This window comes from Psychrobacter maritimus, from assembly GCF_904846345.1.
Lineage (GTDB): Bacteria > Pseudomonadota > Gammaproteobacteria > Pseudomonadales > Moraxellaceae > Psychrobacter > Psychrobacter maritimus.
Genome location: NZ_CAJHAJ010000002.1, coordinates 432,915 through 455,127, shown reverse-complemented (window position 1 = coordinate 455,127; position 22,213 = coordinate 432,915). Strand labels below are relative to the sequence as shown.

Annotated in this window: 17 protein-coding genes; 12 read left to right on the top strand and 5 right to left on the bottom strand. The window is 44.1% G+C overall.

What is annotated here, in order from left to right:
* Nucleotides 1-12 precede the first annotated feature (12 nt).
* The 4 genes from lpxK (at nt 13) to JMX50_RS04685 (ending at nt 3,843) form a co-directional block, all read left to right on the top strand.
* Nucleotides 13-1,125, top strand: coding sequence for a tetraacyldisaccharide 4'-kinase (lpxK, locus tag JMX50_RS04700; RefSeq protein WP_201628619.1), 1,113 nt, complete (start codon nt 13-15; stop codon nt 1,123-1,125).
* 38 nt (nt 1,126-1,163) lie between these two features.
* On the top strand, nt 1,164-1,982 hold the full coding sequence (kdsB, locus tag JMX50_RS04695) for a 3-deoxy-manno-octulosonate cytidylyltransferase (RefSeq protein ID WP_201628618.1): 819 nt from the start codon (nt 1,164-1,166) through the stop codon (nt 1,980-1,982).
* A 354-nt stretch (nt 1,983-2,336) separates the two neighbouring features.
* Nucleotides 2,337-3,455, top strand: a complete 1,119-nt coding sequence (locus tag JMX50_RS04690; protein ID WP_227670908.1) for a DNA polymerase III subunit delta' — start codon at nt 2,337-2,339, stop codon at nt 3,453-3,455.
* Between the two features lie 40 nt (nt 3,456-3,495).
* Nucleotides 3,496-3,843 (top strand): PilZ domain-containing protein, encoded by a 348-nt coding sequence (locus tag JMX50_RS04685; protein ID WP_183617741.1) that lies wholly within the window; start codon nt 3,496-3,498, stop codon nt 3,841-3,843.
* A gap of 143 nt (nt 3,844-3,986) precedes the next feature.
* Here the strand turns inward: JMX50_RS04685 and ppk2 are convergent, their stop codons facing one another.
* A complete protein-coding gene (gene ppk2 / locus JMX50_RS04680; RefSeq protein ID WP_265088579.1) occupies nt 3,987-5,000 on the bottom strand; it encodes a polyphosphate kinase 2 in 1,014 nt (337 codons plus the stop codon).
* Between the two features lie 238 nt (nt 5,001-5,238).
* Nucleotides 5,239-6,816 carry an acetyl-CoA C-acetyltransferase gene (locus tag JMX50_RS04675; protein ID WP_201628617.1) on the bottom strand — a complete coding sequence of 526 codons (1,578 nt, stop codon included), beginning with the start codon at nt 6,814-6,816 and terminating at the stop codon, nt 5,239-5,241.
* Between the two features lie 664 nt (nt 6,817-7,480).
* Between JMX50_RS04675 and JMX50_RS04670 the strand changes: the two genes are divergently transcribed.
* The 4 genes from JMX50_RS04670 to JMX50_RS04655 all read left to right on the top strand — a co-directional run bounded on the left by JMX50_RS04670 (nt 7,481) and on the right by JMX50_RS04655 (nt 12,540).
* Nucleotides 7,481-8,881 (top strand): 3-oxoacyl-ACP reductase, encoded by a 1,401-nt coding sequence (locus JMX50_RS04670; protein WP_201628616.1) that lies wholly within the window; start codon nt 7,481-7,483, stop codon nt 8,879-8,881.
* 470 nt (nt 8,882-9,351) lie between these two features.
* A complete protein-coding gene (locus JMX50_RS04665) occupies nt 9,352-10,266 on the top strand; it encodes a MaoC family dehydratase (protein WP_201619912.1) in 915 nt (304 codons plus the stop codon).
* 49 nt (nt 10,267-10,315) lie between these two features.
* On the top strand, nt 10,316-10,885 hold the full coding sequence (locus JMX50_RS04660; RefSeq protein ID WP_201628615.1) for a beta-lactamase hydrolase domain-containing protein: 570 nt from the start codon (nt 10,316-10,318) through the stop codon (nt 10,883-10,885).
* A gap of 152 nt (nt 10,886-11,037) precedes the next feature.
* The gene (locus JMX50_RS04655) at nt 11,038-12,540 is read left to right on the top strand and encodes a serine hydrolase domain-containing protein (RefSeq protein ID WP_201628614.1); all 1,503 of its coding nucleotides are present in this window, start codon (nt 11,038-11,040) and stop codon (nt 12,538-12,540) included.
* Between the two features lie 28 nt (nt 12,541-12,568).
* Here the strand turns inward: JMX50_RS04655 and JMX50_RS04650 are convergent, their stop codons facing one another.
* From JMX50_RS04650 to JMX50_RS04640, 3 genes are all read right to left on the bottom strand, one after another.
* Nucleotides 12,569-13,816, bottom strand: coding sequence for a cation:proton antiporter (locus tag JMX50_RS04650; protein ID WP_201624262.1), 1,248 nt, complete (start codon nt 13,814-13,816; stop codon nt 12,569-12,571).
* A gap of 245 nt (nt 13,817-14,061) precedes the next feature.
* Nucleotides 14,062-15,972, bottom strand: a complete 1,911-nt coding sequence (gene ilvD / locus JMX50_RS04645) for a dihydroxy-acid dehydratase (RefSeq protein WP_201628613.1) — start codon at nt 15,970-15,972, stop codon at nt 14,062-14,064.
* A 179-nt stretch (nt 15,973-16,151) separates the two neighbouring features.
* Complete coding sequence (locus JMX50_RS04640) at nt 16,152-16,961, bottom strand: hypothetical protein (protein ID WP_227670907.1); 810 nt, start codon at nt 16,959-16,961, stop codon at nt 16,152-16,154.
* Between the two features lie 230 nt (nt 16,962-17,191).
* Here JMX50_RS04640 and JMX50_RS04635 point away from each other — a divergent pair, with 230 nt between their 5' ends.
* From JMX50_RS04635 to JMX50_RS04620, 4 genes are all read left to right on the top strand, one after another.
* Nucleotides 17,192-17,629, top strand: coding sequence for an HIT family protein (locus JMX50_RS04635; RefSeq protein WP_201628611.1), 438 nt, complete (start codon nt 17,192-17,194; stop codon nt 17,627-17,629).
* Between the two features lie 301 nt (nt 17,630-17,930).
* Nucleotides 17,931-19,979, top strand: coding sequence for a BCCT family transporter (locus JMX50_RS04630; protein WP_201628610.1), 2,049 nt, complete (start codon nt 17,931-17,933; stop codon nt 19,977-19,979).
* Nucleotides 19,980-20,090: 111 nt separating this feature from the next.
* Nucleotides 20,091-21,128, top strand: a complete 1,038-nt coding sequence (gene dusB, locus JMX50_RS04625) for a tRNA dihydrouridine synthase DusB (protein WP_201628609.1) — start codon at nt 20,091-20,093, stop codon at nt 21,126-21,128.
* A 168-nt stretch (nt 21,129-21,296) separates the two neighbouring features.
* Entirely contained in the window at nt 21,297-22,184 is an 888-nt protein-coding gene (locus JMX50_RS04620; protein ID WP_165597297.1) for an SDR family NAD(P)-dependent oxidoreductase, read from the top strand.
* Nucleotides 22,185-22,213 lie beyond the last annotated feature (29 nt).

The following is a 22,213-nucleotide window of genomic DNA, read 5'->3' as shown; positions in this document are numbered from 1 at the left end:
TAACAAATCATCATGAGTATTGAAACCACAATGACGCGTGCATGGCAACGTCAGGCCGCTTGGCTCTGGCTACTGTTGCCTGTGAGCTGGTTGTATGGATTCATTACGATGATACGTCGGCAGGCTTATAAAATAGGTCTGCTTTCAAGTTATCGTGCGCCTATTCCAGTAATGGTTATCGGTAATATTACGGTAGGTGGCAGCGGTAAGACACCGTTAATTATTGAATTAGTCACTCATCTACAAAAGCAAGGCTTAAAGGTGGGCGTTATCAGCCGTGGTTATGGGGGTGATAGCAGCCAGATGCCAGCTTTGGTGCATGCTGATAGTTTGCCAAGCATCGTAGGTGATGAGCCCTCTTTAATTGTTAATACGACAGGCGCTGCTATGGCAGTATGCCCCAATCGTAAACAAGCGATTACAACCTTATTAAACGCTTACCCTGATTTACAACTGATTATTGCTGATGATGGCTTGCAGCATTATGCGCTACAACGCGATATCGAATGGATAGTGGTTGATGCGTCACGCGGCTTTGGTAATCAGCAGCTGCTACCAACCGGTTTTTTACGTGAACCCATGTCACGCTTACAAGGCGCAAATGTGGTTTATCATGAAAAAGCAGAGATGGTAGCGACGGATAATAATCAAGCTCAAGCTAAGCGTTTAACCATGCATCTACAAGCTGATAAATTACAGCTTTTATGGTCTTCTGCTGCTGAGATAGATGACTCAAATGTCACAGAAGAAAAAATGCCTATGCCACCTATGCCAAATAGTCGGGTACATGCGGTAAGCGGTATCGGCTATCCCCAGCGTTTTTTTGATACCTTAATGTCGCTCGGTTTCGATGTCATTGGTCATGCTTATCCGGATCATTATGATTTTAGCCTGCATGAGCTTTTACAATATAGCGAGCAGCCTATTATTGTGACTAGCAAAGACGCGGTTAAAATTAGGGCGCTGCTATTGGATGCGATTAGTCGCCAACCACTTAGCGAAGAGTATCAAGAGCTTGTCAGTCGACTATGGGTATTGCCAGTGACTGCAGTGTTATCGAACAGTTGTTATGACAGCTTACAGCAGCAATTAAAAGCTTTAAATATTGATATCAATAATGGCTAAAATTCTAAAAGCTTAGATAATTTTTATAGGAATAAATCATGTCGTCAGCAACTAAAACAATGCCAGCCAAAACGCATATTGTTATTCCTGCGCGCTTTAAAAGCACCCGCTTACCTGGCAAGCCATTATTAACTATCCATGGTAAGCCGATGATACTGTGGGTAGCTGAAAAGGCACAGTTGGCTGATTTTGCTGATGATATGTGTATTGCCACGGATGACGAAGCAATTGCCAAAGTTTGTAGAGAGGCAGGCTTTGATGTGGTGATGACGAGTAGCGCGCATGCCTCAGGCACTGACCGCTTGGCTGAGGTCGCTGCTATTAAAGGCTGGGCTGAGCATGATATCGTGGTCAATATGCAAGGTGATGAGCCTTTAGTACCGCCGTTATTATTAGAGCAAGTTAAAGCGTTGTTGGTACAAGATGCAGATAGCGTGATGGCGACTTTATGTGAACCTATCGAAGACTACGAGACGTTTATGCGCCCATCGGTCGTGAAAGTTGTCAGTCAGACCTCGAACCATCGACAGCGCGCACTGTATTTTAGCCGTGCGCCGATTCCGTGTGACCGTGATGCAGTATTGGCAAAGGACAGCGCTACACAGCAGCAAGCGCCAAAAAATGCTTATCGCCACTTAGGGTTATACGCCTACCGCGTCAGCTTGTTACAGCAGTTTGTACAATGGCCGCAAACGCCACTCGAAACACTGGAAAGCTTAGAGCAGTTACGGGTACTAGAAAATGGTGGCCTTATTGCTATTGCCCCAGCAGCCTGTCATCTGCCAGCAGGCGTCGATACCCAAGAAGATTTGGACCGTCTAAATGCCATGAGTTTAATAGATTTTCAAAACTGCTGATATAGATAATTAATAATAGCCTAGGGCGTGTCCTCATTTTAAAAATGGTGATAAAAATGAGATAAATTGTAGCCAAACGAGGAAAATAGTGCAGTTAATATCGGGATATTACCCAGCTATTTGACGAGGTTTGGCAAAATTTAGCCATTTTTAGCCCATTTAGATGTACATCGATTGAATTGAGGACACGCCCTAAGTAAAAAACCAATATTTTTGATTAAAAATAATTGGTTTATTCGGTCTTTAAAGGTTTTAAGTGTATTAGCAGATTGAATATATTAAAGGTGTTCAGCGTGTTAAAGGTAGTGAACGCATTAAAAGCATTGAGCGATGACCATAAGTGAGATAACTGAAATGACCAGCACAGTGCCTTTGAGCGATAGTATTTACTTTGCACCGTTACTACCGTGGCAAAATGAGTTATGGTCGCAGCTGACCAAGCGGGTATTAATGCCGCAGCAATCCTTACCGCACGCGCTCTTAGCGGCTGGTATGCAAGGGATGGGTAAGCGTGCTTTTGTCTGGCGCTTGGTGGCATGGTTATTATGCCGCGAGCGCGATAGCCATCCGCTCGGCGCTTGCGGCGTTTGTGAGAGCTGTCAATGGCTTAGATCAGGGACGCATCCAAGCTTACAAGTCTTGCCAATGATTAGTATGCCAGTCAGTGCCGATAATGCTCATGCTAAAGAAGCAGCAACTAGCACCGCAAAAGACAAAAAATCTGCCAAAGCTGCTAGTAACGCCGCGTTAAAAATAAAAGTCGATGATATCCGTGCTCTACAGCCGTTTATTTATCAAGGCGGGCAGGGCATGCGGATTTGTGTGCTAGATTATGCAGAGCAAATGACCATTGCTGCGGCTAATGCGCTGCTTAAAACTTTGGAAGAGCCACAAGCGCAAGTGCATTTATTCTTAATCAGTGATACTCCGGCGCAGTTACTGCCAACCATAAAAAGCCGCGTTCAGCAGCTGGCATTGCAAACGATTGATCCTGCTGTTTCAGTCGATTATGTCACTCATGCTTTAGGCAGTACGGTCAACCGTGAGGCGGTCGGCACGGCGGCCATTGAGCAGCTGATACAATTGGCAAATGGTGCGCCTTTAGCAGCGGTTGCCCTTGCACAAGCGCCTTGGTATAGCAAGCGCGCGTTATGGCTGACAACGTGGCAAGCGTTACGTAGCGGTAAACGCAGTAGCATTGCGGCAAGCGATTATTGGCAAACCCAGCTGAGTATAAGCGAGTTTATTCAACTGTCGGAGCTGATGCTGGTTGATATGCGCCGTGTATGTTTGGGTCTCGATGCGCTGCAAAAGGACATCGATTTATCCGCCTCTTTAAGCAATTATAAACCTGCTGAAAGTAGCTTTGAGGCGTTTATAAACAGTCTACAACAAACAAAAATCGCCCTACAACAAAATGTGCAAGAAAAATTCGCTTATGATAAGCTGATGCAAGAATTGGCGTATTTATAAATCAAAACAAAGTAAACCTCACTCATAAAGGAAGCTAACTATGGCAATGCCAGGACGTGGCGGGATTTTAACCTGTCATATTGAAGATATGGAAACGTTATACGCAAGCTATTTATCCTTTGTGACCAATGGCGCGTTGTTTGTGCCGTCTGATAGAATACAAAAACTGGGCGATGAGGTGTTTATTGCCGTGACTTTGCCCAATTCTAGCGAACGCTTGCCTATGAACGGCAAGGTGGTTTGGATTAATTCTAAAAGCCAAAGTGGCCGTCCAGCAGGTTTTGCGGTGCAGATAGGTACAGATATCGCTGGGCTAAGAATTAAAAATGAGGTCGAGCGTTTATTGGCCGGTAAGATTGATAGTTTACAGTCGACTTATACCATGTAGTGTTTCTACAGATCAGCAATCGTATTCGCTATGATTATTATAAATACTAGCGAAATAATATAAAAAAGCAGCCTTATAAATATATAAGGCTGCTTTTTCATGCGTCATATTTTATTAAATAATACGTGCATAAATTTGTTTATTTAATAACGCGGTGGCACATACATATCATCAGGAATCGGTTCGCGGTAGTATTCGTCATCGCGCTTGCGTTCAGGCAGCTCGACCTCATCACGCGGTACTTCTTTATAGGGGATTTGCTCAAGCAAATGGGCAATACAGTTTAGCCGTGCGCGTTTTTTATTATTACCTTCGACCACCCACCACGGCGCTTCAGGAATATGCGTGCGCTCAAACATGGTTTCTTTGGCCTTGGTATAATCCTCCCAGCGGCGGCGTGATTGCAAATCCATCGCCGACAGTTTCCACTGTTTAAGAGGGTCATGAATACGGCTCATAAAACGTGAATGTTGCTCATCATCGGTAATCGAAAACCAATACTTGACCAAGCGAATACCTGAACGTACCAGCATGCGCTCAAATTCAGGTACCGATTGGAAAAACTCTTCGTACTGGGCATCGGTACAAAATCCCATGACGCGCTCGACGCCCACACGGTTATACCAGCTACGATCAAATAAGACAATTTCGCCAGCAGCAGGCAGATGCGCCACATAGCGCTGGAAATACCACTGCGATTGCTCACGTTCTGTTGGAGCCGGTAGGGCAGCCACTCGGCAAACACGTGGGTTTAAGCGCTGAGTAATACGCTTAATAGCGCCGCCTTTACCAGCAGAATCACGCCCTTCAAATATCACGACGATACGCTCACCATATTCAACCACCCAATCTTGCAGCTTAATAAGCTCTCGTTGCAGTCGCAATAACTCTTGAAAATAAGTACGGCGATCAAGCTTTTCTTGCTCACTCATCTCGCGCCCATCAAAACGAAAGTCGCGCACGTAATCGTCTATCTCATTTTCAAGCTCTTCATCATAGCTATCTATCAAGTCTTGATGCATTTTTCGGCGCAGCTCATCGCCAAATACCTCTTTATCCATTCGGGTAATGAAGCTGCCTTGTTCAAGCGTTGATAGCTCACGCCGCTTGGTCGTGGTTAAGATTTGCTGATCAATCGATGAAGGATCCTTGCTCATAGTAAACTCCTAATACCTATTTTTATGGCTGCCTTTTATGATGACAGCTCTTTATATGAATGCCCTTTATAAAGCTATTTTAACATATCTAATGATGCAGCTATGAGTGAGCAGTGTTTGCTTGTTGCATTCGCTTTATAACACTTTCATTTAGACAAAAAAATACCCTTTAATCAATAGATTAAAGGGTATTTTAAAAGCTTAACGTTATTGACTGTCTAAGGATATCTTAGAGTAATTATTTCTCTAAGATGCAAGTTACACCTTGACCACCAGCGGCGCAGATAGAGATAAGCGCGCGACCTGATCCTTTTTGATCCAGTAATTTAGCAGCAGTGGCTAGGATACGACCACCGGTTGCAGCAAATGGGTGACCGGCGGCAAGTGATGAACCATTGACGTTTAGCTTGCTACGATCGATAGAACCTAATGGCGCATCAAGACCTAAACGCTCTGAACAGAACTTCTCATCTTCCCAAGCAGCAAGGGTTGATAGCACTTGCGAAGCAAACGCTTCATGGATCTCATAAAAGTCAAAATCTTGCAAGGTCAGACCAGCACGCTCAAGCATACGCGGTACTGCATAAGCTGGCGCCATCAGTAAGCCTTCTTTATCGCCAGACTTACCGATGAAGTCAACAGCAGCGGTTTCTTGATGAACGATATAAGCCAATGGCTTAAGACCATTTGCTGCAGCCCACTCATCAGTACCTAATAGTACACAAGAAGCACCATCCGTTAGCGGTGTAGAGTTAGCCGCTGTCATGGTTGGGTTGGCGTTCTTTTTGCCAAATACAGGCTTTAATTTAGCTAGCTTCTCTAAGGTAGTATCTGGGCGCAAGTTGTTGTCGCGCGTTAGACCTTTATATGGGGTGATTAGGTCATCAAAGAAACCTTCATCATAAGCGCGCGCTAGGTTTTGATGGCTAGTAAAAGCAAGCTCATCTTGTGCTTCACGGCTGATGTTCCACTCAAGTGTGGTAATCGCTTGATGGTCGCCCATTGATAAACCAGTACGTGGCTCGCCATTTTGCGGGGTATCAAGTAAGTCTTTTGGATTTAAACCCATTAGCGCTTTTAGACGTTGTTTATTGTCTTTAGCAGCGCCCAATTTAATCAACACTTTACGTAAGCCATCGCCAACTGCGATAGGCGCGTCAGAAGTCGTATCAACACCGCCAGTAATGGCCGAATCGATAATACCAAGGGCGATTTTATTGGCAGAAGCAAACGTTGCTTGCAAGCCAGTACCACAAGCTTGTGAGATATCATAGGTTGGGGTATGTGGGTTCAATGCCGTGCTTAATGTCGCTTCACGCGTTAAGTTGATATCGCGGCTCAGTTTCATGACTGCACCAGCAACCACTTCACCGACTTTTTTGTCTTGTAAGTTAAAACGCTCAACCAAACCATCTAACGCTGCGGTTAGCATGTCAGTGTTGCTCACATCTGCATAAGTACCGTTTGAGCGAGCAAAAGGAATACGGTTGCCGCCTAAGATAGCCACGCGATGTTGACCTGAGCTAAGCTTGGTTGGGCTGGCTTTTTTAGCAGTAGTAGTGGTTTTGTTAGCGCTAGTCGTATCCGCTTCTTTGGCTTTGTTGTCATCTTTAGCAGCGCTGGCTTTTTTAGCGTTGTCTTTCTTAGAGCTATCTGTTTTTACATCAGCAGCTTTAGTATCCGCTTTCTTCGACTCAGTCGCTTTTGAATTAGCAGCTGACTCTTTCGCAGCTGATTCGGTATTTTTTGTATCGCTGGCTTTTACAACGGTGCTTTCAACAACAGGGCTATCAGGGTGATTATTTTTATTACTCATAATATTATCCTTAAAAAGTATGGGTAGAAGAAAAAAGGGAAGAACGTATTAATGAAAAAAAGCAGTAAAAAAGTGCTTAATAAAAAGTCTTAAAACGTTAAAAAAATCGTATACAGATACTATTACTGAATGATTGCTATCTAATGACAGCGATTATATTACATAACAATGGTTAAAATGCAGTGGCTAATGATAAGTCGTTTTTTACGGCCTTACTGTATGCCTTTGGCAAATGATGTGACACTATGTTTAAGCTATCGCAAGGGTTAATAACGCTTCACGTCAGTTAACAACAGCCATTTCGACTGGCTAGTGTTGATTATTTGCATTGCATAACAGAGCTTTTGATAATATATTGTTATCTATAAATGCGTTTGCCATAACTTATACGTTAGATTTTAGCATAAGTTTGGTGTTTTTGACCCGAGAAAAAGTGGCCATCTTGTATACTGGCTTGTCTACAGATTGTTATAGACATTAGTGGCTTTTGGACTTGTTTCGCATGGAAGTGTATAGTTGAGGCAGTTTTAGGCCCATTTACTAAATGCTAATAATTTTTATCAATGATAGTGCTGGTGAGTCTTTATAATAGGCGCATTGCATTTTTGTTTACTATTATTTACCCGTTAATTTTTATCTTACTCGTTAATTATAGGATTATATTATGTCAGACCGTTATGGTGATTTTGTTCAGTCTTCTATTGGTAAAAAAGTAGCAAAAAACTTAGGCTTGCCTATGCCAGTAGAGCTTGATCGTTTTGATAGTGGCCAGCCTGCGGTACGTGGTAGCGTATTGGTTGGTCGTGCTAATGGTGATAATACCGCCATCAGTGAGTCAGTAGCCCGTATTTTGTCAGAGCTGCATGCTGACGTGTTTGTAAATAGCAGTGATAATGTGAAAGATGCGCTGTCTGATGCCGGCGTTAAAGCCAAGGCCAATACAGGCGGCGATGATAAATTTAAAGTCCTATTATTTGATGCCAGTAATATCAGTAATGCTGATGAGCTAAAGCAAGTGTATGAATTCTTTCATGCCGTTGCGCGCCGCGTAGAGAAATCAGGTCGCGTTATTGTTATCGGTCGTCCACCAGAAGACCTCACCGATATTGAAGCGGCATTGGCACAACGCGCGCTTGAAGGTTTTGTGAAGTCGGTCGGTAAAGAGTTTAAGCGTGGTATCACGGCCCAGCTTATCTATGTTGCCGAAGGCGCTGAGCAAAACTTAGACTCAACATTACGCTTTTTCACCTCAGCCCGTTCAGCCTATGTCTCAGGACAAGTGGTACGTGTCAGCAACGGCGCTAACGTTGACGTTGATTGGGCACAGCCTTTGGGCGGAAAAACCATGCTGGTTACGGGCGCAAGTCGCGGTATTGGCGAAGCCATTGCTCGTGTTTTAGCGCGCGAAGGCGCTCACGTTATTTGTCTTGATGTACCACAGCAGCAAGCTGACTTACAAAAAGTCGCGAGCGAAATCAGTGGTTCAGTGCTAACAGTCGATATCACCAGTGAAGATGCGGGCAAAGAAATCGCTGAAGCCGCGCAAAAACGTGGCGGTCTAGATTCAGTGATTCATAATGCTGGTATCACGCGTGATAAAACGCTTGCCAACATGGATGAGCAAAAATGGGATATGGTCATCAATATCAACCTGGGCAGTATTGCCAAGCTAAACCGCTATTTGCTTGATAATGATGTGCTAAAAGAAAATGCGCGTATTGTTTGCGTCTCATCAATCTCAGGTATCGCCGGTAACTTAGGTCAAAGTAACTATGCGACTTCTAAAGCAGGCGTTATTGGTTTGGTCAATGCCACTGCTAAACAGTTAGAAGACAATGCGAAAGGTATGACGATTAACGCTGTTGCCCCAGGGTTTATCGAAACGCAAATGACAGAAGCGATTCCATTTGCCATTCGTGAAGCCGGTCGCCGTATGAACTCAATGAGCCAAGGCGGCTTACCAGTAGACGTAGCTGAGACCATTGCATGGTTTGCTTCACCAGCTTCTGGCGGCCTAAATGGCAACATCGTACGTGTGTGTGGTCAAAGCTTATTAGGTGCTTAGTAAATATAATGCAGGCAAAATTTTGCTTAATAACATAGATGATTAATCTCAATTAAGCTTGCACTAAGTATATGATATCCAGTAAGGTTTTAGATTTACCTCACATATGCTTACGAAAAAATTGCTGATAAATTGTAATAAAGCTGCCCTAGGGTGGCTTTTTTATGATAAAAACACAGTAATAATAACTTGCCCGGTTTGTTAGATGGTTTTTTATGTTGGCGGCGGGTTATTACTATAATGATAAATAGCTGGATTGGGTAAAGGGAGTGACCCTCTTTGTTGGGCGAAATTACCTTTTAATCAAAACCTATATTAATCAAAATAAGTGTCAATATTACTTAAAGCAAGTATTAATCAAAGTAAATATTAATCAAAGTAAGTATCAGTCAAAGCACTTACTAATAAACGAATGCATCGCATTTTACATCTAGCCAGAAAATTTGCTCAAGCCCCACTTAGGATTTATTATGTCAGACAAACATTATGATGCGTTGCCAAAAGCGCATACCACTTATGCTAATATCGTCAAAAGTTTATTGCCTATTGGTAATAGCGGAAAAATCAGTCGCGACCAATTGCCACAAGCGACCTATTATGTAGATGACTTGCACATCGATCAAAGCAATCTTGATGACTATCGTAAGATTTGTGGTTTCGCTGATAATGGCAAAGTGCCTGTGACGTATTTTTCGGTCTTATCACAGACGTTGCAGATGAATATGATGGTCAAAGAGCCGTTTCCATTTGCCATGCTAGGTTTGGTACACGTGGATAATAGCGTCACTCAGTATCGTCCTATCGGTGAGCGTGAAACGGTTGCCATGGCGGTAAAATTTGATAACTTGCGCGACCATGCCCAAGGTCAGCAGTTTGATTTTGTCACCACGGTGAAATCAAACGATGAAGTCATTTGGGAAGGGACCTCTACTTATTTATCACGCGGCAAAAAATCAAGCAGCAAAGATAAAAAAAGCACGCCGCGTCCAGTAACCGTGAAGCCAGCAGTCAATGAAGACGGTGTGCACAGCATCTTTGAAGTACCAGAAGATATCGGTCGTCGTTATGCGTTTGTTTCAGGTGACTTTAACCTTATCCATCTGCACCCGCTATCAGCACGCGCGTTTGGTTTCCCTAAAGCCATTGCTCATGGTATGTGGTCAAAAGCCAAATGTCTGGCTTTGATGGATGAGCTGCCAGATGCTTGTACGGTTGAAGTGTCATTTAAACTGCCTATCTTTTTGCCCGCTGAAGTAGAGCTGATTGCCGAACCAGTCGCACAGCTTAAAAATGCAGAAGATAGCTGTGAGTTTGGCTTATATAGCGCTAAGAATGACAAGCCGCATCTTGCAGGTGTGATTAAATTGCAAGCTGACAACCAGTAAAATAGGCCATATTTTTTAACATTCATATTTCACGAACACATCACTAATTATGACTTTACATGAAAATGCAATAAGCGCAGCTGAGCCTGATAGTTCAGCTGTGATAGACCAAAGCGCTGCCAATGAGCAAAACGATATTAACGAACAAAATGCTGCAAGCGCTATAGATAATGGTATCAATTTAGCAGATATATTTGAGCCTTATTTTCGTCCAGAGGCGAATACCATTGTCTGCGGTGCACTCGATGAAGCAAAAGTAGCCGCTTTGGCGGCCGCTGGCGTTGAGTTGGTGATTAACTTGCAACCTGATGATGAGCTAAGTTTTGATGAACGAGCGGCGGTCGAGGGTGCTGGTATGGCTTATGAGCAGCTACCTATAAGCGGTGCGAATGATTTAAAACAGCTAAAGATATTGGCGTTTGATAACATCCTACGTCAGCATCATGGCAAAAAAACCGTTATGCATTGTGGCTCTGGCAATCGTGCTGGCGCAGCAATTGCGCTGCGTGCTGGCTGGCTACGTGGGCGTAAAATGGATACGGCGATGGAACGTGGGCGTAGTCATGGTTTGACGAAGCTTGCAGAAGAGGTTCATAATCGTTTATTAGTGCCGCGCTAAGCTATCGTCAATTCCATTTATACTGATTAGCAGGGCTCAATAAAAAGGCGACCAATAGGTTGCCTTTTTATTGAGTAGATTTTATCAGCAGGTAGTTTTTAAGTGTAAGAACGGTTTTTTATAACTCAGATTAAAAATAAAGCGAGTAAATAATGATAAAAAATAATGCGCAAGCAAATAATAATAACGTCCATGAACCAAGCGCCCCGAATGAAGCGATTAAATCAACTGTCGCCATTAACCTTGATCTTCAGCAACGATTACAACAACTGCTAACGGACTTACAGCTTGATGATGCGCCAGCCGGTGGGGCATTAGTCGTTTATCAGGCGGGACAATGCATCGCTCAAGCAAGTGTGGGCATGGCACGCGCGGATTTGTCATGGAGTCCTGATACGTTATCGCTTAATTTTTCGACGGGTAAGGGTATTTTGGCGACATTAGTTCACGTATTGGTATCACAGCAATTACTTGATTATGACCGACCGATTGCCGATTATTGGCCAGCTTTTGCGGCGCAGGGCAAAGAGCAGATTACGCTGCGTCGCGTGATGTCGCATCAGGGCAATTTATTTTCCATTCAAAGTATCGATGTCGATAATGAAACCGTGCTTGATTGGAATATGATGCTAGAGAAAGTTGCCGCCATGCCGATAACTGCTCCCGAACAGAGTGAGTTATATGATAGCGCTTATAGCGCGCTGGTTTATGGCTGGGTGTTAGGCGGCGTGATAGAAGCCGTTACTGATATGCCATTAGCTGACGCATTGCGCCATTATTTAACCGAACCTCTTGGGATTGCAGATAGCTGTTATTTTGGCGTACCAGAAAATAAGGTGAACGACGTTGCGCATCTAGTTAAGTATTTTGAGACAGTAGAGCAGGTAGCAGAGCAAAAAGACGATTTAGGAACAAACCAAGAAAGCAGTCAACAAAGCGGGCAAGCGCGTCCTCGCCGTAGCAAGCCAGTGTTAAGGGCGGACTCTGCCAATACTTTGCATACTTACACCAGTCTACCAAGCTATGCTTGTTGGCAAAAAAGAGCGCTAACCAATCAAGCAAGCGCAAGTGATGGTAAAAATGGAAGTATAAACGAAAGTACAACGGTAGATGAGCTACCCAGTCTAGATACGGCAAAAATTAATCGTTTATACTTTAATAATAGCCAGCTTAATTTAAAAAATTATAAATCCGCTCTTATGTTAGCCAATAAGCAACCTATTGATTATTATGATAAACGCACATTACAGGCTGTTATCCCTGCTGCCAATGGCGTGGCCTCAGCGCAAGCATTAGCGACTATTTATGCCATGCTAGCCAATGGCGGTACATGGCAGGGGCAGACACTCATTGATGAGCAAACCTTTCAGCAGCTATCAACCCCGCAAGTTACCGGCATGGATGCAGTGATGCCTGCAAAAATGAACTGGCGTTTGGGCTATCATCGCCGTTTTAGTCTTTGTGACAGCGAAGCGAGTAATGATAGGGCGCAAGGCTTTGGTCATATGGGTTATAACGGCTCGGTTGCTTGGTGTGACCCTACGCGGCAACTGTCATTAGCCTTTATCCATAACTTTGACGTAACGATGCTTAATGATGTCCGTCAGTTTGCGCTAACGGAAGCAGTATTGGATTTGGTGGATGCTGACAGATAAGGTTAATTAGCATCATCGGCACTTAATACTAATGCGACTTATTTGGCGTCATTTTAAGCAGCCTTGTCGCACTTAAACCATGGATAAAGATAGAAGTTAAAATCACAATGGAGCACACTATCCAAAGTTTAAGGGCATCTTCATTATTAAAGAATCCTTGATTGAGGGCATAAGATAAATAATATAAAGTCCCAATACCGCGAATACCGAGCGCAGAAATAGCGTATTTTTCGGTACGTGGAAGGTTTAATCCTGATAAAGCGATAAAGCCGCCAATAGGACGAATCAGCAATAAAAAGGTAAAGCTGACAATATAGACGCGCCATGTCAGCTCAACCCCCGCTTGCAAGCCTTGACCTAAGAACATGCCAAAGATAACAAGCACTAAAGACATCAGCAAACCTTCTGATTGCTCAGCAAAATCGTGCAATTTGTGATGATAGCTGTGTTCGCGCTCTGAGCGCCGAAAGGCAAAGGCTGCAACAAATACGGCAATAAACCCATAGCTATGCACGTATTCTGCCAGTCCATAGGCAAGTAATGTGATGGCAATCACCACATACCCTTGGGAAATAGTGGTGTTGTGGCTGTATTTTGAAAACACCAGCTTTGCCAAAACTTTACCAACCACAATGCCAACTATTAAGCCTGCGCCAATTTTCCACAGCACATCATGGGTGAACCAAGACCACAGCATCTCACCCGTGAACTGCTGACCTCCGCTATAAGCTTCCGCTATCTTAATCGCGAGATAGACAAAAGGAAATGCGAGACCATCATTTAGCCCTGCTTCTGAAGTTAGAGTAAAGCGCGGTGCGTCTTCGCCGCCGGTGTTAGGCGGGCCAACTTGAATGCTAGAGGCTAGTACGGGGTCGGTCGGGGCCAGTACAGCGCCGAGCAAGATGGCAGCGCCCAGCGTCAAACCAAAAGCATAATAGCCTAAGACGGCCATTGCAAAAATACCAATCGGCATGGTGATAAGCAGTAAGCGCACAGTCGGTCGCCATAAGTGCCACGATAGCTCAGTATCAATCTTAATACCCGCACCGACCAGCGAGACCAATACCACAATCTCGGTCAGTTTTTCGATAATAAGACCATTATCAATCGGGTTTAAAAAAGATAAACTCGTCCACCAATAACCCATCAGTAAACCAAAGCTCACCTGTAACATGGGTAATGAGATGGGCGTGCGTTTAAAAATAATAGGAAACAGCGCCCCAAATAAAAAGGCAATGCCGCAGACCAATAAGAATAAATTATAATTTTCAATCATAAGTTTGCTGCACGCTGTTTTATAGGATTTAGAGATGCGATATTAGATGGTGTTTACTAGATGATGTTTATTAGCTTTTAATAATGATGCTAAACGCTTTTTAATACCGCAAAAAAACGTTATCAGAATGGCGGCTACGTTGTTTTTTGGTGAAAAAAAGCCTGCATAGCGCAGGCTTTGGATAATTCTATAAGAGTATTGCTTTAAGACTGTAGTTTTAAAAACTTATAAGCAAAGTTTTTTGCTTAACGCTCAACTTGGCTTACATCACGTACGGCACCAGTATCCGCACTGGTCGTCATAGCCGCATAAGCACGTAGAGCAGGAGAGACGTGACGCTCGCGACTCACAGGCTTCCATGCATCGCGACCGCGTGCTTCCATGGCTTCGCGACGAGCTGCCAACTCTTCATCACTGACCTGCATATTGATGGTGCGGTTAGGGATGTCGATATGAATGGTATCGCCTTCTTCAACCAAACCAATCGCGCCGCCTTCAGCAGCTTCAGGGCTGGCATGACCAATTGATAAACCTGAGGTACCACCAGAGAAACGACCGTCAGTTAACAGCGCACACTCTTTGCCTAGACCTTTAGACTTTAGGTAAGTCGTTGGATACAGCATCTCTTGCATACCTGGGCCGCCTTTTGGACCCTCATAGCGGATGATGACCACATCACCGGCTACGATTTGATCAGCAAGCACAGCTGCTACGGCATCGTCTTGCGATTCAAAAATGCGTGCGCGTCCGGTAAAGACTAAGATGCTTTCATCAACGCCAGCGGTTTTGACCACGCAGCCACGTTCAGCGATGTTGCCGTATAGTACTGCTAAGCCGCCATCGGTTGAATAGGCATGCTGAGCACTACGAATACAGCCTGACTCACGGTTGACGTCGAGGTTCGGCCATTCTTTTGACTGTGAGAAGGCCTCAGTAGTACGGACGCCACCAGGAGCAGCAATATAACGTGCACGCGCCTCAAGATTATCAGGGTTCATGATGTCCCATTTATCGATGGCTTCTTTCATCGTGGCGCTATGAATGGTTGGCAAGTCAGTATGGAGCAAACCCGCACGATCAAGCTCGGCCAACAGTGCAAATACACCACCAGCACGGTGGACATCTTCCATATGGTATTTTTGCGATGCAGGAGCGACTTTTGCTAGGCAAGGCACACCGCGACTTAAACGATCAATATCATGCATTTTAAAGTCGACTTCCGCTTCATTGGCGGCAGCTAGCAGATGCAAAATAGTATTGGTTGAGCCGCCCATGGCGATATCTAGAGTCATCGCGTTTTCAAAGGCGGCTTTGGTGGCGATAGAGCGCGGTAATACAGAATCATCATCTTGCTCATAGCGACGTTTGGCCAATGACACAATCGTGCGCCCAGCTTCCAAGAATAACTCGCGGCGCAGCGAATGAGTGGCCAGCAGCGAACCATTACCCGGTAATGCCAAACCTAAAGCTTCGGTCAAGCAGTTCATAGAGTTGGCAGTAAACATGCCAGAGCACGAACCACAAGTCGGACACGCTGAGCTTTCAATGGCTAAGACGTCTTCATCACTGATGCTATCATCAGCGGCATCCATCATCGCATCGACTAAATCTAGCTTACGAATCGCATTGCCTTTACTGTCAGTGGTATGGACGTCGCTACCGCCATCGTTGTTATGGCTGTGAGCTACGGTGCTGGCAATCACTTTACCCGCTTCCATCGGGCCGCCTGAAATAAACACCACTGGAATATTAAGGCGCATAGCCGCCATTAGCATACCAGGAGTGATTTTGTCACAGTTAGAAATACAAACTAGGGCATCGGCGCAATGCGCATTGACCATATATTCAACCGAGTCGGCAATCAAGTCACGACTTGGTAGTGAATACAACATGCCGCTATGACCCATGGCAATACCATCATCAACTGCAATAGTATTAAACTCTTTTGCCACGCCGCCCGCTTTTTCAATCTCACGTGCAACCATTTGCCCCAAGTCTTTTAGATGCACATGACCGGGTACAAACTGCGTAAAGGAGTTGGCAATTGCAATAATAGGTTTGCCAAAGTCGCCATCAGTCATGCCGGTTGCGCGCCATAGGGCACGAGCACCTGCCATATTACGACCGCCAGTAGAAGTTTTTGAGCGATAATCCATGTGATATTCCTTACAAATGAGCGAGATTTATTAACGTGTGCAGCATCCGCTGTCATACTGATAGTGTGCTTTTTATGCAGTGTGAGTACTAGTGAATAATACTAAGTCATTACCATACCATTAGATATGAGTAACTGAAAACAATTAACCCCGAATCATAAAGACTTAAGGGTCAATATTTAGGCAAGACGCTCTAAAATAGCGGTTTCAAACCAAGGCAGCTCGCCTTTATCAGCTTCTAGTTTGGCGATGACGACCAAGGCGTGAGTCGCTGGCAAGAATTGATAGTCGGAGCTGGCATCGATAGTCAGTATCTGTTTATCGCCTTCAGCTTGTTCATCGATACTGATTAACGTCTGTTTGGTATTTTTATAAAGGACATCAATACGACCAAAAAACTGCCACTCTTTAAAGGCAGCAGTAAGCGCATCCGCTTCATCTTTGGTATAAATTTGCTGGGTGTCTTTACCAGTATTGGTCCAATGCAAACGTACCGCCAATTGCAGCGCTTCACTAAACACCACCAATGAGCCAACTACTTTGACATGCCAAGGGCTGGTTATCAGCGCCTTATCAATACCGATAAGTTTCGCCGCCTCGTCAGCTGTCATTGGAGTATTAAACTGGGCAAGCAACGACGGGGTTAGCGGATAGGTTTGTTTAATACTGTCATCCAAACTGTCGTAATGATATAAAAAGGGCAGCGGCATATCCTGCGTAATGGTTTTTTTGCTAATTTTGCAATTATGGATACGCCAGCTGATAGCTTTATCGCTCAATGCTTCAGCTAAGATAATAGCATTTGGCTCAAGGGTTTGCGTACGAGTTTTAGCCTCAACCTCATTCTCAATGTCAACTTGTTCTGTCGCATCTGCTATAGAGCTAGACGGCAGCGTTGTATCATAGGTTTCTGAATAACAAGATTCTGAATAAGTGGCGTCATTATCTGACGGCTCATCTGATGGCTTATCTAATGATTGGGTTGGCAAGGCAGTCAAATCCATAAACGTAGGGTGATTAAAATAGAGGATTAATATAACATTTAAAGCGCATCACTCGTCAACAAATTAATCGTGATACCTGCAAATCCTCAAGCCCTTGTACTCAGCCCATATTTCGTCCACTATATTTGCTGAGATATTTCCCTCTAATACTGATCAACAAGTACTGATAACCAATTACTAATAACCAATTACTAATAACCAATTAAGGAATGAAAATGAGTCAAGACAACCAAACCAAATACGACGATAACAACCTCTTTGCCAAAATGCTTAACGGTGATATTCCTTATCATAAGGTTTTCGAGGACGATAAAACCCTCGCCTTTATGGATATTATGCCGCAAGCAAAAGGTCATGTATTGGTGATTCCTAAGCAAAAAGCCGTTGATTTAGTCGACCTTGAGCCAGAATATGCCGCAGCAGTATTAATGACTGCCAAAAAAGTCATGCAAGCGCAGCGCCAAGTATTCGAGCGTGAAGGTATTATTCAAATGCAGCTCAATGGCGCACAAGCAGGGCAAACTGTTTTTCATTATCACGTGCACCTGATTCCATCGAGCATTCATGAACTAGGTCGCCATGCTGTAACGCAAGCAGATCATGGCGAACTTGCTGAAATGGCAAAACAATTAGCAGAGGTTATTAATGCTTAAGCTGTAGAGCTGAAATTTATTGCTTAGACATTGCGTTAGAAAATTTTTTTTATAAGTGTTAATAGAAAAGTATGGATAAAAAGGCAGCTAACAAGTTGCCTTTTTTATTTTTAGGTAATAGTGGTGTAACAAATGTTAAATTGATGTTACATATCTGGCATGGTTCTGGGGTTTAGGCGTTCAATGTGGTAAAAATTGGTTCATATTTTACGTAGGTATTTTTATATTTTGTACGTATTTTTATATTTTGAATGCTTCGAAAACTTTTTGATATTTTTCTCACCGTTACGAGACTCCCTTTATGAAGCCTAAATCATCCAGTTCCACCATTTTGCTGCCGGTATTTGTGCCAGCGGCCGTCATTATGTTGCTGTTAGTTATAGGCACATCCCTTAATCCTGAAGCCGCTGGCGAGTTGTTTGGTACAGTATTAAATTATATTACCGAAACCTTTGGCTGGTTTTATATGTTGGCGGTGGCGATTTTTTTGATGTTTATCATCGTATTGGCATTTTCGCCTTACGGTAGTATCAAGCTAGGCCCTGATCATGCCGAGGCTGAGTATGGTTTTCTTGAGTGGTTCGCCATGCTATTTTCGGCGGGTTACGGTATTGCCTTACTCTTCTTTGGCGTGGCAGAGCCGGTATTGCATTTTGCCAGTCCGCCATTATCAGAACCGCAGACCATTGCCGCCGCAAAGGAAGCCATGCAGATTGCCTACTTTCACTGGGGCTTTCATATTTGGTCTATTTATGGGGTCGTTGGTTTGTCGCTCGCATACTTCTCCTTTCGGCATGGTTTACCCTTATCGATGCGCTCAACCTTATATCCATTAATCGGTGACAAGATTTATGGTCCTATCGGGCATACGGTTGATGTGTTTGCCATTTTGGGTACGATGTTTGGTATTGCCACCAGTTTGGGTCTGTCGGTCTCGCAGATTAATGCCGGTTTAAATTATTTATTGCCGGATTTGATTCCTGTTAATATTACCGTTCAAGTAATTACGATTGCGCTGGTTACCGCGGCGGCATTGGTTTCGGTGCTGGCGGGTATGGATAAAGGGGTTAAACGCTTATCTATCTTAAATATGGTATTGGCAACAGCGTTAATGCTGTTTGTCTTTGTCGTTGGTCCGACTGTCTTTATTCTCAATGCCTTTATGGAAAATACTGGCAGCTATTTGGGTAATATCGTTGAGCGCACCTTTAGTTTACAAGCGTATCAGCTGAGTGATTGGATTAGTAACTGGACATTGTTTATCTTTGCATGGACGATTGCATGGGCACCCTTTGTAGGCTTATTTATCGCGAAGATTAGCCGTGGTCGTACCATTCGTGAGTTTGTCTTTGGGGTGATGTTAGTACCAACATTCTTCACTTTCTTTTGGTTTGCCGTATTTGGTGACACGGCACTACATATGATTATGTTCGACGGTTACACCTCATTAATCAGCGAAGTACAAAACGACCAAGCCATTGCCTTGTTTAAGTTATTAGAGAATCTACCCTTTACTGAATTTGTCTCTTCATTGACCGTTTTATTGATTATTACCTTTTTTGTGACTTCATCGGATTCTGGGTCGTTGGTGATTGATTCACTCGCAGCGGGTGGCCGTAGCGATACACCATGGTGGCAGCGCTCATTTTGGGTGGTCACTGAGGGCGCGGTCGCTGCAGTACTGCTGATTGCAGGGGGCTTAACGGCCTTACAAACCGCCGCCATCGTCAGTGCATTGCCTTTTGCGGTGATTATCTTAATTGCCATATTTGGCATGTGGCGTGCGCTACGTATCGAAGGTCATCGCAATCAAAGCTTGGCCAATGACAATCATCTGCCGCCGCATCTCCTTAAACTAGACGCATGGCGCGACCGTATTGATTATATGACGCAGCAGCCAACGCGTGAAAAAGTACTGAATTATATTAAAGGTACAGTTGTCTCGTCGATGAATGAAGTCTCAGAAAAATTTGCTGAAACAGGCTGGTTACCTGATGTGAACTATGATGAGGTCAATGATCGCGTGGTGCTTGAGTTACGAGGCGGCGATAACGTTGAATTTTGGTACGAAGTGCGCTTGTCAGAACATGAAGCGCCTGATTATTATACGGAAGCGATGGCGAATAAATTACCGCAAGAGCATCATTATCGTGCGGAGGTTTACTTGCGCCGTGGTGGTCAAACCTACGATTTGTATGGCTATCAACCAGAGTCAGTGATTAATGACATTATTGATCAGTTCGAGAAATACTTGCACTTTATCAATGAATCGCCAGATATTTTACCGTGGCGTATGCAAGAGCACGATGATGACATTACCTTAGAGCAGGGCAGTGTCTTTGATAAATAGGCATTTTGTCCCTTGACGTGCGCTGAGCAAATGATTGCCTGAATGACTTGCAATATGCGTACGAACCCTTAGAATAACGGCTTGTTTTCACCATGAATCAAGCCGTTTTTTATGCCTATAAATAATCCAGTGTCTAGTCAATCATCAGCACAAACTGCTAATGACCATCCTTTATTGCAGCCATTGGTCATTGGCGGCTTGACGATTGAAAATCGCCTGATGGTCGCACCGATGGCTGGCGTGACCGACAATCCCTTTCGACGCTTGTGTAAATCCTTTGGGGCAGGGCATGCGGTCAGTGAGATGATTATCGCTGATACGGCGCTTTATGCACGCAAAAAATCGCTCTATCGTGCCAATTTTGACAACGAAATAGCGCCTATCTCTGCGCAAATAGCCGGCGCAGAACCTGATAAATTGGCAGAAGCGGCACGTTATCAGATTGATAATGGCGCACAGATTATTGATATCAATATGGGCTGTCCTGCCAAAAAAGTGTGCCGTAGGTTGGCGGGTTCTGCACTTTTGCAAGATGAAGATTTGGTCGCGCGCTTGCTAGATGCTGCTGTAAATAGCGTCAATGCGCCCGTCACTTTAAAAACCCGATTGGGCTATGAGAATGGACGTGAGAATATTTTACGCGTGGCGAAGCGCGCTGAGCAAGCAGGTATTGCGGCGATTGCCATTCATGGGCGTACTCGCGAGGATATGTACACTGGCGAGGCGCGTTATGAGCTGATCCGTGAGGTCAAAGAAAGCATCAGTATTCCAGTGATTGCCAATGGCGATATCGATAGCGCGCAAAAAGCGCAGCGTGTCTATGAGCTGACCGGTTGTGATGCGGTGATGATAGGGCGTGCTGCGCAAGGGCAGCCTTGGATATTTCGCGATATCGAGCATTTTTTGCGCTCAGGAGAAGTGCTTGCTGCACCTAGTGTGAGCGAGATAAAAGAGATTGTCCTAGCGCATTTGCAAGAGCTATATGAGTTTTACGGCGAATATTCAGGCTGCCGAATTGCTCGCAAGCACATTGCGTGGTATACCACCGGCATCCCTAATTCCAACGCTTTTCGCCAAGCCATGTATGGTGAAGAGAGTACCGCTGGGCAGTTTCGCGTGGTCGAAGACTTTTTACACGCGCACGAATAGCAAGAAAAAACGGTCAGTTTAAGCAATACACTTGATAATAAATACCTAACTGCTAATATTCATGATATTAAATGCATTTTACGGCTTATTTATTAACTTCAATCCAATTATATTTGTTATGCTTTAGGCGAACATTAACGGAAGTATCATTTACGAAAAGGATCTTTTATGGCCAATCCCTCAAAAAAAGCAATCAGCAAAGCAGTCAAAGATAAGCATGTTATTATCACAGGGGCATCAAGTGGTATTGGTGAGCGTACGGCCTATTTGCTCAGTGAATGCGGTGCTCATGTGATTTTGTTGGCACGTACTGAAGACAAATTAAAAGCCGTGAAAGACAGTATCGAGGAGCTTGGTGGTAGAGCTACTTATTACCCTTGTGATCTGACCAATATGGATGATATAGAAAAAGTCAGCGCGCAAATTTTGGCAGATTTCGGTCATGTAGATGTCTTGGTTAATAACGCTGGTCGCTCAATTCGCCGCTCGGTACACGAGTCTATAGATCGCTTCCATGATTTTGAGCGTACCATGGATATCAATTACTTTGGCGCGGTTAAAATAGTGCTTGGATTTTTGCCGACGATGATTGAACGTCAGACTGGTCAAATTGTTAATATATCATCGATTGGTGTGCTGGCGAATAGCCCGCGCTTTGCCGCTTATGTCGCTTCAAAATCGGCATTGGATGCCTTTAGTCGCTGCTTGGCTGCTGAAGTAAAAGGCGATAATGTCACGATTACCAATATCTTTATGCCGTTGGTGCGTACGCCGATGATTGAGCCAACTAAGTTATATCGCTACATGCCTGCGCTTATGCCGGATGAGGCGGCGATGATGGTTGCCAAAGCGATTGTCCATAAACCAAACAGTATTGCCAGTAACATGGGCAAATTTGCCTCAGCGACTTATTCATTAGCACCAGCTATTAACGTTGGTATTCAATCGATGGGTTATCGTATTTTCCCAAGTACTCGTGCTGGATTGACGAGTGATAAAAAACCAAATATTGCTCAGCGTGCCTTTGCTAGAATTTTACCGGGTGAGCATCACTAAGATAATATGTCTGATGAATTTAAAAAAAG

Bases quoted from the DNA above. Each gene is read 5' to 3' on its own strand.
- lpxK (WP_201628619.1), top strand. From the start codon at position 13: ATGAGTATTGAAACCACAATGACGCGTGCATGGCAACGTCAGGCCGCT.
- kdsB (WP_201628618.1), top strand. From the start codon at position 1,164: ATGTCGTCAGCAACTAAAACAATGCCAGCCAAAACGCATATTGTTATT.
- JMX50_RS04690 (WP_227670908.1), top strand. From the start codon at position 2,337: ATGACCAGCACAGTGCCTTTGAGCGATAGTATTTACTTTGCACCGTTA.
- JMX50_RS04685 (WP_183617741.1), top strand. From the start codon at position 3,496: ATGGCAATGCCAGGACGTGGCGGGATTTTAACCTGTCATATTGAAGAT.
- ppk2 (WP_265088579.1), bottom strand. From the start codon at position 5,000: ATGAGCAAGGATCCTTCATCGATTGATCAGCAAATCTTAACCACGACC.
- JMX50_RS04675 (WP_201628617.1), bottom strand. From the start codon at position 6,816: ATGAGTAATAAAAATAATCACCCTGATAGCCCTGTTGTTGAAAGCACC.
- JMX50_RS04670 (WP_201628616.1), top strand. From the start codon at position 7,481: ATGTCAGACCGTTATGGTGATTTTGTTCAGTCTTCTATTGGTAAAAAA.
- JMX50_RS04665 (WP_201619912.1), top strand. From the start codon at position 9,352: ATGTCAGACAAACATTATGATGCGTTGCCAAAAGCGCATACCACTTAT.
- JMX50_RS04660 (WP_201628615.1), top strand. From the start codon at position 10,316: ATGACTTTACATGAAAATGCAATAAGCGCAGCTGAGCCTGATAGTTCA.
- JMX50_RS04655 (WP_201628614.1), top strand. From the start codon at position 11,038: ATGATAAAAAATAATGCGCAAGCAAATAATAATAACGTCCATGAACCA.
- JMX50_RS04650 (WP_201624262.1), bottom strand. From the start codon at position 13,816: ATGATTGAAAATTATAATTTATTCTTATTGGTCTGCGGCATTGCCTTT.
- ilvD (WP_201628613.1), bottom strand. From the start codon at position 15,972: ATGGATTATCGCTCAAAAACTTCTACTGGCGGTCGTAATATGGCAGGT.
- JMX50_RS04635 (WP_201628611.1), top strand. From the start codon at position 17,192: ATGAGTCAAGACAACCAAACCAAATACGACGATAACAACCTCTTTGCC.
- JMX50_RS04630 (WP_201628610.1), top strand. From the start codon at position 17,931: ATGAAGCCTAAATCATCCAGTTCCACCATTTTGCTGCCGGTATTTGTG.
- dusB (WP_201628609.1), top strand. From the start codon at position 20,091: ATGCCTATAAATAATCCAGTGTCTAGTCAATCATCAGCACAAACTGCT.
- JMX50_RS04620 (WP_165597297.1), top strand. From the start codon at position 21,297: ATGGCCAATCCCTCAAAAAAAGCAATCAGCAAAGCAGTCAAAGATAAG.